Annotated in this window: 12 protein-coding genes; 5 read left to right on the plus strand and 7 right to left on the minus strand. The window is 69.2% G+C overall.

The window, feature by feature from the left end; all coding sequences use genetic code 11:
- Positions 1 to 76 precede the first annotated feature (76 nt).
- Positions 77 to 1,693: a DEAD/DEAH box helicase gene (locus ACIRC0_RS25290; RefSeq protein WP_403619581.1), complete on the plus strand. Its 1,617-nt coding sequence runs from the start codon at positions 77 to 79 to the stop codon at positions 1,691 to 1,693.
- Positions 1,694 to 1,765: 72 nt separating this feature from the next.
- Here the strand turns inward: ACIRC0_RS25290 and ACIRC0_RS25295 are convergent, their stop codons facing one another.
- Positions 1,766 to 2,548 carry a DUF899 domain-containing protein gene (locus ACIRC0_RS25295; RefSeq protein ID WP_403619584.1) on the minus strand — a complete coding sequence of 261 codons (783 nt, stop codon included), beginning with the start codon at positions 2,546 to 2,548 and terminating at the stop codon, positions 1,766 to 1,768.
- Between the two features lie 374 nt (positions 2,549 to 2,922).
- Between ACIRC0_RS25295 and ACIRC0_RS25300 the strand changes: the two genes are divergently transcribed.
- On the plus strand, positions 2,923 to 3,228 hold the full coding sequence (locus ACIRC0_RS25300) for a hypothetical protein (protein WP_403619587.1): 306 nt from the start codon (positions 2,923 to 2,925) through the stop codon (positions 3,226 to 3,228).
- A 397-nt stretch (positions 3,229 to 3,625) separates the two neighbouring features.
- On the opposite strand, the gene ACIRC0_RS25305 is transcribed toward ACIRC0_RS25300, so the two are convergent.
- A complete protein-coding gene (locus ACIRC0_RS25305) occupies positions 3,626 to 4,714 on the minus strand; it encodes a helix-turn-helix transcriptional regulator (protein WP_403619589.1) in 1,089 nt (362 codons plus the stop codon).
- A 170-nt stretch (positions 4,715 to 4,884) separates the two neighbouring features.
- Here ACIRC0_RS25305 and ACIRC0_RS25310 point away from each other — a divergent pair, with 170 nt between their 5' ends.
- Together ACIRC0_RS25310 and ACIRC0_RS25315 are read left to right on the plus strand one after the other, a co-directional pair.
- A complete protein-coding gene (locus tag ACIRC0_RS25310) occupies positions 4,885 to 5,544 on the plus strand; it encodes a class I SAM-dependent methyltransferase (RefSeq protein ID WP_403619592.1) in 660 nt (219 codons plus the stop codon).
- Positions 5,545 to 5,877: 333 nt separating this feature from the next.
- The gene (locus ACIRC0_RS25315) at positions 5,878 to 6,303 is read left to right on the plus strand and encodes an ester cyclase (protein WP_403619596.1); all 426 of its coding nucleotides are present in this window, start codon (positions 5,878 to 5,880) and stop codon (positions 6,301 to 6,303) included.
- 141 nt (positions 6,304 to 6,444) lie between these two features.
- Here ACIRC0_RS25315 and ACIRC0_RS25320 read toward each other — a convergent pair whose 3' ends face one another.
- From ACIRC0_RS25320 to ACIRC0_RS25335, 4 genes are all read right to left on the minus strand, one after another.
- Positions 6,445 to 7,071: a nucleotidyltransferase family protein gene (locus ACIRC0_RS25320; RefSeq protein ID WP_403619599.1), complete on the minus strand. Its 627-nt coding sequence runs from the start codon at positions 7,069 to 7,071 to the stop codon at positions 6,445 to 6,447.
- Between the two features lie 98 nt (positions 7,072 to 7,169).
- Positions 7,170 to 7,646 (minus strand): PPOX class F420-dependent oxidoreductase, encoded by a 477-nt coding sequence (locus ACIRC0_RS25325; protein WP_403619602.1) that lies wholly within the window; start codon positions 7,644 to 7,646, stop codon positions 7,170 to 7,172.
- 158 nt (positions 7,647 to 7,804) lie between these two features.
- Entirely contained in the window at positions 7,805 to 9,646 is a 1,842-nt protein-coding gene (locus ACIRC0_RS25330) for an endo alpha-1,4 polygalactosaminidase (protein ID WP_403619605.1), read from the minus strand.
- A gap of 375 nt (positions 9,647 to 10,021) precedes the next feature.
- Positions 10,022 to 10,852: an SDR family oxidoreductase gene (locus tag ACIRC0_RS25335; protein WP_403619608.1), complete on the minus strand. Its 831-nt coding sequence runs from the start codon at positions 10,850 to 10,852 to the stop codon at positions 10,022 to 10,024.
- 583 nt (positions 10,853 to 11,435) lie between these two features.
- Between ACIRC0_RS25335 and ACIRC0_RS25340 the strand changes: the two genes are divergently transcribed.
- The gene (locus tag ACIRC0_RS25340) at positions 11,436 to 12,767 is read left to right on the plus strand and encodes an MFS transporter (RefSeq protein WP_403619611.1); all 1,332 of its coding nucleotides are present in this window, start codon (positions 11,436 to 11,438) and stop codon (positions 12,765 to 12,767) included.
- A 150-nt stretch (positions 12,768 to 12,917) separates the two neighbouring features.
- Here ACIRC0_RS25340 and ACIRC0_RS25345 read toward each other — a convergent pair whose 3' ends face one another.
- Complete coding sequence (locus tag ACIRC0_RS25345; protein WP_403619615.1) at positions 12,918 to 13,289, minus strand: MerR family transcriptional regulator; 372 nt, start codon at positions 13,287 to 13,289, stop codon at positions 12,918 to 12,920.
- Positions 13,290 to 13,438 lie beyond the last annotated feature (149 nt).

Consider the following 13,438-nt stretch of genomic DNA (forward strand, 5'->3'; position numbering starts at 1 on the left):
GTATCCGCTCACCGGGGTCCGCACCGTCGTGGTGCGGACCCCGGTTTGTGCTGTTCCCAGGAAGGCAGACACCTGCATGTCCCGTAGGCCCCAGAAGCCGAACCGGCGTACCTCGTCACCCCCTCCCCCCACGTCGTCGCCGAGGGAGTTCCGGCTACCGGAGAGCACGACACCCGCACTTCCCGCCGTCGAGGACTTCGCCGGTCTGGACATGCCCGCGGGGCTGCTGAAGACCCTCACCGCCCAAGGCGTGACCACCCCCTTCCCCATCCAGGCCGCCACGCTGCCCAACTCACTGGCCGGCCGTGACGTGCTGGGACGGGGACGCACCGGCTCCGGCAAGACCCTCGCGTTCGGGCTGGCGCTCCTGGCCCGCACGGCCGGACTGCGCGCGGAGCCCAAGGCACCCCTCGCCCTCGTACTGGTGCCCACGCGTGAACTCGCCCAGCAGGTGACGGACTCGCTGACCCCCTACGCGACGGCGGTGAACCTCCGGCTGGCCACCGTGGTCGGCGGGCTGTCCATCACCAAGCAGGCCGGTGCGCTCCGGCGCGGCGCCGAGGTGGTCGTGGCGAGTCCCGGCAGGCTCAACGACCTCGTGGAACGCGGGGACTGCGTGCTCGACCAGGTACGCATCACGGTGCTGGACGAAGCGGACCAGATGACCGACATGGGCTTCCTTCCACAGATCACCAAGCTGATCCAGCAAGTACGGCCCGACGGACAGCGCATGCTCTTCTCGGCCACCCTGGACCGCAACATCGACCGCCTGGTGCAGCGGTTCCTGACCGACCCCGTAGTGCACTCCGTGGACCCGTCCACGGGAGCGGTGACCACCATGGAGCACCACGTGCTCCACGTCCAGGACGAGACCGACAAGAAGGCCGTCACCACGCGCATCGCGGCCCGTGACGGCCGGGTCATCCTCTTCCTCGACACCAAGAGGTCCGCCGACCGGCTCGCCAAGCGGCTCCTGTCCGTCGGCGTCCGCGCGGCGGCACTGCACGGTGGCCGCTCCCAGCCGCAGCGCAACCGCACCCTGGAACAGTTCAAGAGCGGCCACGTCACCGCACTGGTGGCGACGAACGTCGCGGCCCGGGGCATACACATCGACGACCTCGACCTCGTCGTGAACGTCGATCCCCCCACCGACCACAAGGACTACCTCCACCGGGGCGGCCGCACGGCCCGCGCCGGCGGCTCCGGCAGCGTGGTCACGCTGGTGCTGCCCACCCAGAAACGGGACGTCACCCGGCTCATGTCGGACGCGGGCATCCGCCCCCGGACGGCCCGTATCACGTCGAGCGACGCGGAACTGGCCACCATCACCGGCGCCCGCGAGCCTTCCGGCGTACCCGTCACCATCGAGGTGCCGCAGCCGGCGACAGCGACGGCGTCCCGTCCGGACCGGAAGACCGGCGCCAGGCCCGGCAGGCCATCGCGCCGCCGCCAACCCGGGAACGGCGGCGGGGCCCAAGCGGCGACAGGTGCTGCAACCAGGACGGGGAGCCGGGACTCCGACCGCCGTGCCACGGCCGAGAGGAAAGCGTCCGGTGGCACCTCCGCAACCGGCGGGCGCGGTTCTGCCCGCCGGACGCAACCCGGCGCGGCCACGGGCGGTGCCGCCGGAGCGGGCGGCCGCACCTCCGACCGCCAGTCCGCTGCGCGCAAAGGCCGGCTGCATCCTCGGTGAGGAAGGCGGCAGCCGGTGGCGGACCAGGGCGACTGCGGGAACCGTCGTGCCGGCGCCGTCCACGAAGGCGCGTCAGTGGTGGTGGCCCTGTCGGCCGAGGGTCTCCACGGCAGTCGCGCCGGGGCGGGTCCACTGCGGCACGGGGCGGCTGGTCGGGCCCCAGGTGGCGTTCCCGTCCGCGTCCGAGCGCCAGGACCAGCACGGGCTGCGCCCCTCGGGCCAGCCCTCGGGGTTGTCCTCCCACGCCTCGCCGCGGCCGTAGGGCGTCATGTCGAGCAGGCCGAGTGAGCTGTTGACCCGCTCGTTGCCACGGCCCGTCGTGGAGTAGGTGAGGAACACGCGGTCGCCGTCACGCAGGAAGCAGGTGAGGTACCCTATGCTGCCGCCGGCCGGTCCGTCCACGTCGCGCACCGAGTACCACGGCTGGGTGTAGCCCATGAACTCGACGTAGGAGGCCACCTCGTCCCAACGGCCCGTGGTGAGGACGGCGAACGAGACGCCCCGGGCGTTGAGGTAGACGGCGTCCTTCAGGTGCCAGGCCGTGGTGGTGCAGCCCTCGCACTGCCCCTGGTGCGGCGCGCCGTCGTACCACATGTGCTTGTAGACCACGAGCTCGTCGCGGCCCTGGAACAGGTCCAGGAACGGGACCGGGCCGTCGGGTCCGACGACCTCGACCGTCCCGTCGAACTCCACCATCGGCAGCCGGCGGCGGGCCGCGGCGATGGCGTCGCCCTCGCGGGTGTGAGCCTTCTCGCGGACCAGGAGCTCGTCACGGGCGGTCTGCCAGGTGGCCAGGTCGACCACGGGCGGGCGGCCGGGCAGTGCGGTGGTCGAGTCGTCCGGCGTTGTCGTCATGGTGTCCTCCGTGGTGTCTCGTGCCGGGCAGCGCCGCACGACGTTCTACGACGGTCACCAGTACAGACTCGCGACCAGGCCGGAACTCATCGCAGCGGGCTGGCACCCTCGGCCGAGCCGGCACGGACCACCTCGGGGCGTGTTCAGCCTGCGGCACCCGGACCCACCGAGAACCGGCCTGTCGACGCGCGGGCTGGTGGCTGCCGGATGGGATTTCCACTGCCGCGGTGTGTGCGGAACGCGAGTGGGTAGGCACACCGACCTGATGCTTCTGCTGACAAGGCGACGTGTTTCCCGCCGCTCGAGTGGCCCGGGCCTCACGAGCTGGTCCGCTCGCAGCCACTGATCGGTGGGCCGCGCAAGGAGGAAAGATCATGAAGAAGCTGATGCGCCGTATCGCCACCACGGGTGTTTCTGCCGCAGTCGCCGGAGGCGTTGTGTTCGCCACCGGTGGCTCGGCGATGGCGGCCTCTCCTCAGACGCCAGGGCATCTTCCTGGCCGGACCACCGCGGTCGTCTCCGGTCACGGCCGCTCCCATCACCGCACCGCCCACCAGCACATGGATCCCTGGGTCGCGGGCCAGCTTGCGATGTTCGAGCCCGCGGCCGCCAAGCGCCTGGCGGTGTACGACCCCTGGGTCGAGGACCAGCTCGCGCAGTTCTACCCCGCCACCCGATAGGACCGGCTGGTTCGGCATCCCACGGCCGAATGAATGTGACCGTCTGCGAGATAGAGACAGCATGGCGGGAATCGCCCCCCGGAGTCTTCTCGATCCGCCAGCCTGCGCTCACTGGATTGTCCGGGCATCGCTGGTAGGCGGCCCCGGCCGGCAGGGCCGTAAGGCAGGAGGCCAGCTCCGCAGGGCCGTGTCGGCCACCTGCCGCAGGCAGGTCATGACGCGTATCTGACCCGCGGGCGACATCCGTGGAACTCGCCCCTGCCCGAGGAGTGGGAAGAGGCCATGGACGACGCCCTCGACGCAGCCGTCGCGGACGCGCCCGACACCGCGCCTCCGCGCGCTCTGCTCGCCGGCATCGACCGCGTAGCTGCGTAACCGACCGCTCGCCCCTGCTGCCCTACTGCGGGTCGGCGGTGTCGTCGAGGTACCACCCGTAGGGACTCGGGCGTGCGCCGACGGCGGACCGGGGCGCGTAATGCTGGTTGTACAGCGTGGCAATGAGCTCGCCCCGGCTGTTGACCCCTGTCTTCGTGTAAACGGCTTTGAGGTGGTCCTGGACGGTGAAGGGTGAGATGGACAACCGCGTGGCCATCTGGCGATTGCTTCGGCCCTGGGCGATGAGTTCGGTGATCTCACGCTCGCGGGGCGTCAGCCCGTACGCCTGGGTGATCACCTCGCTGATCACGGCGGGGCGAGCACCCTCGACGATGACGGCGATCTGCTCCCCCGCGGCCGAGCCGTGCAGCATCACCCACCGGCCGTCACGACTGGGCAGGGCGGCTCGGGCCAGGCCGTCGCCGGTGCGGACGGCGGCGGCCACGGCTCGGACCGCACTGGGCAGCCGATCCCGGTCGTCCAGGGTGTTCAGCCACAGCCGGGCGTCGTCGGTCATGGTGACGGTCTCCCCGCTCGGCTGCACGAGCAGGAGTCCAGGCGGCGCTGACAGGCCACCCGGGGCGGCGAGCGCGGCACGGAGCAAGGTGAGGCGGAGGAGGTCCGCGACGGGGGTGACGATGCCGGCGAGGAGGTCCAGGTCGGCTGCTGAGAACGGCGGCGACGGCTGGGTCCGGTACAGGGTGAGCGAGCCCCAGCAGCCTGTCTTGGAGCGCAGCATGACACGGACTTCGTCGCAGATGCCGAAGCGGCTCAGCAGGGGCTCGTAGCGCTCGGCCGCGGTGATGTCGCCGCCGGTCGCGGCATGCAGGCCCGCGACGGGAACGGGCGCGTTGGCCAGGCGCGCATAGCTGTTGACGTCGGTCCCGCGGAACTCCCCCTCGAAGATCACGCTCTCCCTCTCGGTGGAGCCCTCGGCGTCTATGCCGCTCACGAAGCAGCTCGTCCACAGCAGAGTCGACGGGTCGACGGTGGAAATGGCGGCGAGGTCGTAGCCGACCGTCTTGCGCAGCAGCCGATCGAGCTCGTTCCGTACCTGTGTGAGATCCAGTTCGGAGCCGGCGAGCTGCCGGATGCGCGCGGAGAGGTCCATGCGGCCGAGCATGCCCTACCGGCCGTGGCGGGCGGTACCCCCTCGATCTGGGGATGGCGCCGCCGCGGGCTGTGTGACAAGCCCACTGGTGACAGCGCCGGGCGGACAGGCGGGAGGGGAGATCGTGATTCTCTCGGCTCGCGTCAGCGCCAGGAACTACTGTCGCGAGCATGGTCGAACATGACGCCCTCAGTGCCACCCGCGAGGCCTACGACGCTGCTGCCTCCACATATGCGCAGCTGTTCCGTGACGCGCTGCGTGACAGGCCCCTGGACCGCGCGATCTTGAGTGTCTTCGCCGAGGTCGTAAGTGCGAGTGGAGACGGCCGGGTCGCGGACCTGGGGTGCGGTCCTGGCCATGTCACCGCGTATCTCGACGAACTGGGGCTGGCGGCTTTTGGCGTCGACGCCTCTCCTGCGATGATCGAATTGGCTCGGCAGGCCTATCCGGGCCTGCGGTTCGACGTGGGCTCGATGGCCGCACTGAACATCGCTGACGGCGAGCTGGACGGCGTACTGTCACGTTGGTCCGTCATCCATACTCCGCCGCAAGAACTCCCCCTCATCCTGGCCGAGTTCCATCGTGTGCTGGCACCTGGCGGCCATCTTCTGGTCGGCTTTTCGGCAAGCGAAGGTCCGTCTCACCCGACACAGGTCTTCGATCACGCGGTCGCGCCGGCCTATCGGTGGTGGCCTGATCACCTCGCGGCGCTGCTGAGCAAGGCCGGGTTGGTCGAGGTGGCCCGGATGGTACGCGAGCCTCAGCCCACCGACCGGCGGCAGTTCCAGGAGGTTCAACTACTCGCCCGCAAAGCCTGGGCAGGCGCATGACCGGGTCCACCTGCCGGACGGGGAGCCGTCGGGCGCCAGGCTGCGACTCATGATCAAGGCCGATGATCAAGGCTCACGCTCCGTTCGAGCTCCGGTGGTCGACGCGACTGCGACGGCCCGCGACCCCGGATCGACACGCGCTGCGGCGGACCCGCCCCGACACCGAGTGGTGGCTCAGCGCCTTCTGAGGTCGGCAAGCGACGCGTGCCGCAGCCCCGGCTGCACGGCCCGGGAAGCCGCGAGCCTGCGGATGACACACCCCCCAGATTTGTGGGATAGGCGCCGACCGTGCCTCTCACTAGTTTCGAAGTCATGAACACAGCGAGCGAATCCGTGCAGGTCGCCGAGGCCACCGAGCGGAACATGAAGAACATGCGGCGGATCTACGAAGAAGGCTTCGATCAGGGCGAACTCGACGTCCTCGACGAGGTCTTCGCGCCGGACATCGTCAACCACACCGCGCCGGAAGAGCATCGCGTGGGGATCGAGCCCGTGCGCGGGCTGATCCGCATGCTGCGTACCGCCTTTCCCGACGCCCGCGTCGAGATCGAGGACATGGTCGCGGCCGGCGACGTCGTCGTGATGCGCAACTGGTACCAGGGAACCCATCTCGGGCCGTTCATGGGCCACGCGGCGTCGGAGCGCTCGTTCCGGTTCCGGCAGATCCACTGGATGCGCTTCGACGCCGATGGCAGGGTGATCGAGCACTGGGGCGTCCGCGACGACGTCGCGCACCTCCGGCAACTCGGCCTGATCTGAACACTGGTCCGGCGGCACCGCTGCACATGAGTGCTCCGTCGTGTGCGGGTCCGAAGCGGCGCCATCACACGAGCCCGGCGACCGCCGGATGATGCATGCCTGAGAAGGCACCGCTTCGTCTGTCTGCGTCGACTCCGCATATCAGGACGAAGAAGGCATCCGGGCCGTCGACGCCGAGGGCCATCCGAGCACGGTCAGCTCGGGCCACTGCTGTCGCCAGCGGGCCGTCTTGGCCTCGTACACCTCGCGCGGGGCAAGCACCGGATTGGGGCGCACGACGAGATTGAACACGTCGGAGAGGCCGTGCGGCGCATAGACGCGCCATCGCCCGCCCGGCTCGAGGCGCACGCCCAGGCAGCAGGTGGTCGCCGCGAAACTGTCGATGGCTGCCTCGGTAGAGGCATGGGGAGCACACGGGACGCCGAACTTCTGCTCGTACCAGAGGTGGACCCGGGCCTCGTTGCGGACCTCGACCTCCGCCGGCAGCCCGGCAAAGGCTTCGTCGGCAGCCTTGATCACCGCGTCTTCCGCCTCCCACGACAGGTCCCGGTCGTCGAAGTAGAAGACGTCGTAGTCCTTGATGCCGCTGGTGGGTGGCCTGTCTGTGACCACGTTCCAGACGGTCTGGAACAGGCAGCCCGCCGTCACATACCAGTCGGGGAGATCCAGCGTCACCGCGCGGTTCATCACCTCCAACAACAACTCGTTGCGGGCGAGCAGGGACTTCAGGACGGTGAGCTGCTCGTCGAGCGGGAGGCGACCAATCACCGCTCATGCCTACCACGCGGCAGGCCGGTGATGTCTACAGACTGCCCTTGAGGCTCTCCCGATGGATCTGACTCTGAACGATCAACAAGAAGGAGAAGTCACAGCTGCGACGCGTCAGGAGCCCCCTCCGGCAACACCCCCGCCCGGAACGGCTCCACCCCCACCACCCTGCGCACCCGTGTCGGTTCGATCAGAATCATCAGGCGCCGTTCTCCGGGGAGAAGCCACGGATACCGCTCCTCGTTGATGTACTTCCTGGCGAGCCGGTCCATGGCACGCTCCGCCGCCTCCCCCTCCACGAACCGCACGACCCGTCCCCGTATCTCCGCCCGGTCGTACGGGTTTTCAGGGTCATGGTGGGACAATGAGACATGCGGATTCCGCCGTAGGTTCTCCTCCTTGACGCGGCCCACGGACGTGTTCACCATGACGTACGCCCCTTCGATGTCGGCCCACATCGGCGACACCTGTGGCGCCCCGTCGGCGTCCACGGTCGCCAGGTGCCAGAAGTTGGGGGCGAGCAGTCGCTCACGAATGTGCCCGTCCAGCTTGCCCGTGCGGTCGGTCCCGGTCATCAAATAGCGCCTTCCAGTTGCCAGTTGATCGTGCGTCCTCATCCTGGACCGGCGTGGCACTCCGGCGCCAGAGGCCTGAAAGATCCCTGGATCAGCACCCGTGCAGGAGGGCGGCCTGGAGACGACGTGTCCCCTGCCCCGGCTCGCCGGGTTCGGCGTCAGCAGGTCTGGCGGAGGTAGCCGCTCGCGCCCTTGGGGGCGACATTCCGATCGCGGCGGACGATGCTCAGTGTGCTGCTCCAGCCGGAGCACGCTTCCGACAGGCCCTTCACCGTGTACTCGACCACGAGCACGTTGTTGTCGAATGCCTCGGCGAACCGGCCGCACTCGTTCCACTGGCCGCACTCCTCCACCACGGCGAAGTCCAGGCCCACGGAGGCACGGTCGGCCACGAGTTCCACGGAGTTCTTCTGGGCGATGGCCAGACCCTTCTCATGAGCGTGCACCGACAGCAACTTCATCAGCGCCTTCGCCTGGCCGGCCGTGAGGTAGTCCCGGAAGCGGGTGAAGGTGTCGTAGTTGTCGGGCTCGACGGCCTTGTACCCCTTGGCCGCGCACTCGTCGATCCAGCTGTTCACCTTGCCAGCGATGCGCTGCCGCTTGGCATCCGTGCGGATGTCCAGCACCGCCTCGCCCCAGTCCTTGTCGTAGACGACAGACCCTTTGGCGTCGCGCAGCAGCAGGTCGGAGTCCCAGTCACGCTCCGCGTCCTTCTGCGCCTGGAAGGCGTTGACGTTGCAGATGTTGTACGCACCGGGCGCGGGCGTGTCCTCGTGGCTGCGACTGACCACCTGCACACCGGCCGGCAGGGCGTACGCGCCGCCGATCTGGTAGTCCCATCGCACGTGCTTCGGTGGTAGCGCCACCGTGCCGGCAGATGCCGACGCCGGTGCCGACGCGGATGCGGACGCGGACACGTTGGACGACTGGGAGGTGTTGTTGTGGTGCGAGCCGAGCTTCACCGCCGTGATGCTCAGCCCGGTGACGGCCAGGGCCGCAGCGAGGCCGATGAGGATACGCCGCCTTCGACGCCCGCGACCGGCTCGAGCGCCGTCCGTTCCCCCCTTTTCCACGGCAGTGGCCGGGATTCGTGGCATGGGATGCGTAAGGGAGACCTGCCGGCTGGATTCCGATGAGTCGGCCGCTTCCGGCGCGATCGGTGCGGCCCGCGCGACCGGTGCGGCGGAATCCGGCAGCGCCCGGAGCATGTGGTGCAGTTCGTCGAGTTCGGGTCGAGCCGCGGGGTCCTTGTCCAGGCAGCGTTCGGCGATGCTGCGGAGCGGTTCGGCGACGCCGTCCAGCACCGGGGCCTCGTACATCACCTGGTAGCCCGTCAGATAGGGGCTGCCGCCGTCGAAGGGACGGTTACCGGTGGCCGCGTACACCAGCAGCGACCCGAGCGAGAACACGTCCGAAGCGGCGGTGACGTCCCGCGGCGCGCTGAACTGCTCAGGGGACATGAAGGGCGGGGTGCCGATCAGCCTTCCGGTCACCGTGAGGGCCTGGTTGTCCGCGGCGTGCGAGATACCGAAGTCGATGACGCGGGGTCCGTCCTCGGCCATCAGGACGTTGCTCGGTTTCAGATCCCGGTGCACCACACCCGCCCGGTGGATGTCCCGCAGCGCCTCGACAAGGCCCAGCGCCAGCGTTCGTACCTCACGCCCGCCCAACGGACCTTCCTCGGCGATCACTTCGGCCAGCGTACGGCCCGGCACGAACAACGTCGCCATCCACGGCTGTTCGGCGTCCGGATCTGCGTCCACCACCGGCGCCGTGAACGCCCCGCTCACCCGGCGGACCGCCGCGACCTCCTGCCGGAACCGCGTACGGAACTCCTCGTCCTGCGCGTACTGCGCGTGCACGACCTTGACCGCGACCTGCCGTCCCGAGGCCGAGCGGCCCAGATAGACGACGCCCATGCCGCCACTACCGAGCCGGTCGACCAGCGCGTAGCCGCCTATCGACCCAATGGGCTCCGACCCCTCGGGGTTCAGCGACATCACCGGTCACCCTTCCATTGCCCGTGCCACGAAAGGCCGTTCAGGCGCATCAGACTAGTACTGAGGTTTTGCAGTGAGAGAACCTTCGCGAGTCGCGCCGATCTTCCCTTGAACGACCAGTGGTACTCCGGGAAACACAGGAAATCTGCGGGACATCCGGTTCGTGCGGCACCTGGCGCCGTCGCCCTCGGCTCTGACACCGCCCGACGTCCGCCAGCAGCGGCTGCTCGTCGAACTGCGGCCCCCTTGAGTACGACTTCTTTGCGCCCCTCGGCAAGGCTCGTGCCGCCATCGGGATGCCGCACCGAGCGGACTGCCGGTTGACTCGCCTTGGTGGCTTGTCGCTGTCGACGCGGACGGCGAGGACCGTTGCTGTCAGATGATTCCGCCGTTGACGCGGATGACCTGGCCGTTGATCCAGTGGCCGGCCGGTGAGGCGAGGAAGGCCACGACTTCGGCGATGTCGGTGGGGGTGCCGAGCCTTTCCAGCGGGGGCATGGCTGCCAGGCGGGCGATGGTCTCCTCGTCCTTGCCGTCGAGGAACATGTCGGTGGCCGTGGGGCCGGGAGCGACGGCGTTGACGGTGACGTCCCGGCCGCGCAGCTCGCGGGCGAGGACCATGGTGACCGCTTCGACCGCGCCCTTGCTCGCGACGTAGGCCCCGTACCGGGGGAAGGCCATGCCCACCTGGGACGTGGAGAACGTGACGATCGCCCCGCCGGGGCGCACCGTGCGGGCGGCCTGCCGGGCGACCACGAAGGTCCCGCGGATGTTGGTGCGGTGCAGCGCGTCCAGTTCGGCCAGGTCCAGGTCGGCGATGGGTGCGAGACTCATCCGGCCGGCGGCGTGGACGACCACGTCGACGCCGCCGTACGCGGACTCGGCAGTGGCGAACAAGGCGGCCACGTCCTGTTCGTCGGCGACATCCGCCCGGACGGCGACCGCCCGGCCGCCGTCCGTGGTGGCCTCCTTGACGGCGGCCTCGGCCAGATCCCGGTTGCCGGCGTAACCGACCACGACGGCGAACCCGTCGGCCGCCAGACGGCTCACCGTCTGGCGGCCGATCCCCCTGGAGCCACCGGTGACTATGGCTACACGGGGATGGTCCGGGCCGTGACCGGGCGTGGCGCGGCTGTCCGTCGGATTCTGGTTGGGGTTGGGGTTCGGGGACGGGTCGGGGTTGGGGTTCGGGGACGACGAGGACATGAAGGCTCCTGTACGAGATGCCGGATGGGCTGCCACGACGGTGGATCGTGGGCGTGGGGCGTCGGTGTCGTTGCCGACGACTCGCTGCTTGCCTCTCCAGCGTGCGGGTGTGTTCGCCCGTCAGCCAGGGCCGTCTCGACCCCGGGGTTGCCACCCCCAGGATCGACACTCACTGGGAGTGACGACAGGGCGTGAACGCTTCCGAACTGCCGCGTGCGTGAAGCCCCGCCTCAACCGGGTCCGTCCGTCCGATGTTGGTTTGCGCACCGGTTCGCGGCGCCTTCTGCCAAGGCACCTTCTGCAAACTACGGGTGCAGCCCGCTTGGTTGGTGCGGGAGGTGAGCGAGGCCGCCTTTCGCGTCGGTCCGCCGACGGCTAGGGTTTGGGCGCAGCGAGTCACCCAGGAGGAGCTGAGACATGGTCGGTTTTCCGAGCGCGCGTTGACGTTCTAGGCCGTGACCGGCCTGTCATCGCGTGCTGCCCTTGATGTTGCGGCATAGCGAGCCTTTCCCTGCCCGAACCGTCGGCGCACCGTTGATGTGCCCGGTGGCGGGCCTCGTTGTCGGCAACACAAGGGATTCCCGTGCCGTCCGCTTCCTCCGCTGTATCCGATTCCGGTCGACCTGTTCCGTCAAGCTTGTGGCGGGACGTCGACTTCCGCAGACTCTGGGTAGGGCAGACTGCCTCCCAACTCGGTGAACACACAAGTCTGGTGGTTCTGCCGCTCTTCGCCGTCCTGACGCTCCACGCCGGTGCCGGCCGGCTGGGCGTCCTTCGCGCGGTGGGGCAGGCGCCGATCCTGTTGTTCTCGCTCTTCGCCGGTGCGTGGGTGGACAGGTGGCGGACCCGCACGACGATGGTGCTCACGGACGTCGGTCGGGCCTTGGCCCTGGGCGCTGCCGCCATGGCCGGCCTCTTCGGCTGGCTCGGCCTGCCCGGCCTGTTTGCCCTCGCCTTCGCCGTCGGGGCCCTGTCCGTGTTCTTCGACGTGGCCTACCAGGCGTCTCTCGTACGACTGGTGGAACGCGACCAACTGGTGCGAGGCAACAGCGCGCTCGAGGGCAGCCGGTCCGCGGCGCAGATCGGCGGTCCCGCTCTCGGCGGTGCGTTGGTGTCCCTGCTGTCGGCGCCGATTGCCGCCGCCTCCAGCGCGCTGTTTTTCGCGCTGTCGTTCCTGTCGATCCGGCGGATCCGCCGAGCCGAATCGATCCCGGAGCGCCCGGAACACCCCCCTCGGGTCTGGCAGCGGATTCATGAGGGCCTTCGTTTCGTCGCCGGCGATACCGTGCTTCGGACCGTGTGCCTGGCCTCGGCCGCATTCCAGTTCTCCTTCGCGGCCATGATGACCGTCTATCTGCTCTTCCTGCCGCGGGGACTGCACCTGTCGGGCACCGTCGTCGGGCTGGCGCTCACGGCGGTGGGACCGGGCGCGCTCCTGGGCTCGCTGCTGGCCGCCCGCCTGCCGAGCCGGTTCGGTCATGGCCCGGTACTCGTGTGCGCGGCGGCACTCGGCGACGGCGTGTTCCTGTGCGTGCCCGCGCTGCACGGCTCCTCTACGGTGACGGTTCCCGCGCTCCTTGCGGTCGGCTTCGTGTTCGGGGGCGGCGGCCAGTTGGTGAATGTCACGGTCATGGCCGTCCGGCAGGCCGTCACTCCGGACGGGATGCAGGGCCGGGTGGCCGCGACGATCACGTTCGTCGGCATGGGGTCGACCCCGCTCGGTTCCCTGGTCGGCGGATGCCTCGCGGAGGAGTGGGGGCTGCGCACCAGCCTCCTGGTGACGGCCGCAGGCATGATGCTGTCCCCAGTGGTGATGGCTTTGTCGCCGCTCGCACGCCTGGGACGGGAGCTTCCGGCCTCCCACCCCGCGCCGTCGACGGCCACGTGTCGTCCATCCCACCCTGGGCGTCATTGAGTTGGACTACGAACAGCCTGATGAGCGAGAACGGCCGCCGGCGCCTGCTGTGGTTCGTCGCTCCACCCGGCAGCGAAGTGCGAGATCGGCCGATTGCCGCCGGATGCCTGCCGGCCGCTCCTGTTCCCAGCCGCATAGCCCGGCAGCTGGTTACTGAGGCCGGCAGCGTTGGCCTGTTCGCCAGTTCGCGGTGGCGGTGGCAATGACGGTGTCCAGTCTGTCCCGGGCGCTCACCAGATCGCTGATGCGGCTGTCGATGCGGTTCCGTTCGGCCGAAAGCCGGTCGAGCAGCTCTGGCGTGGCCTCACCGTCCACGACACACGGCAGCAGATCCGCGATCGACCTGCTCGGCAGTCCGGCGGCGTACAACTGCTGGATCAACTGGACACGGTCGACCGCGCTGTCCGGGTAGTGCCGCTGGCCGCTGGGGCTGCGTTCCGAAACGAGCAGGTTCTGTTCCTCGTAGTAGCGCAGTGCCCGAACGCTGACACCCGTCCTGGTGGCGAGCTCGCCGATACGCATCGCGTCTCTCCGATGTGAGCTGGACCACATTTCTTGCCTCTGACGTCAGTGTCAGGTTTTAGCGTATCTCGCGACGGCTCACCTCTCCGCGAAAGCGAAGGACGAGCCCGTGACCAGCTTGTTCGACAGCTCCCCATCGAAAAAATGCG

The sequence above is a fragment of the Streptomyces sp. NPDC093984 genome, from assembly GCF_044764595.1.
In the GTDB taxonomy this organism is placed as follows: domain Bacteria; phylum Actinomycetota; class Actinomycetes; order Streptomycetales; family Streptomycetaceae; genus Streptomyces; species Streptomyces cynarae.

What these genes read in the sequence shown, in the direction of transcription:
- ACIRC0_RS25295 (WP_403619584.1), bottom strand. Translation starts at nt 2,548, where the DNA reads ATGACGACAACGCCGGACGACTCGACCACCGCACTGCCCGGCCGCCCG.
- ACIRC0_RS25330 (WP_403619605.1), bottom strand. Translation starts at nt 9,646, where the DNA reads ATGTCGCTGAACCCCGAGGGGTCGGAGCCCATTGGGTCGATAGGCGGC.
- ACIRC0_RS25305 (WP_403619589.1), bottom strand. Translation starts at nt 4,714, where the DNA reads ATGGACCTCTCCGCGCGCATCCGGCAGCTCGCCGGCTCCGAACTGGAT.
- ACIRC0_RS25300 (WP_403619587.1), top strand. Translation starts at nt 2,923, where the DNA reads ATGAAGAAGCTGATGCGCCGTATCGCCACCACGGGTGTTTCTGCCGCA.
- ACIRC0_RS25325 (WP_403619602.1), bottom strand. Translation starts at nt 7,646, where the DNA reads ATGACCGGGACCGACCGCACGGGCAAGCTGGACGGGCACATTCGTGAG.
- ACIRC0_RS25310 (WP_403619592.1), top strand. Translation starts at nt 4,885, where the DNA reads ATGGTCGAACATGACGCCCTCAGTGCCACCCGCGAGGCCTACGACGCT.
- ACIRC0_RS25290 (WP_403619581.1), top strand. Translation starts at nt 77, where the DNA reads ATGTCCCGTAGGCCCCAGAAGCCGAACCGGCGTACCTCGTCACCCCCT.
- ACIRC0_RS25345 (WP_403619615.1), bottom strand. Translation starts at nt 13,289, where the DNA reads ATGCGTATCGGCGAGCTCGCCACCAGGACGGGTGTCAGCGTTCGGGCA.
- ACIRC0_RS25335 (WP_403619608.1), bottom strand. Translation starts at nt 10,852, where the DNA reads ATGTCCTCGTCGTCCCCGAACCCCAACCCCGACCCGTCCCCGAACCCC.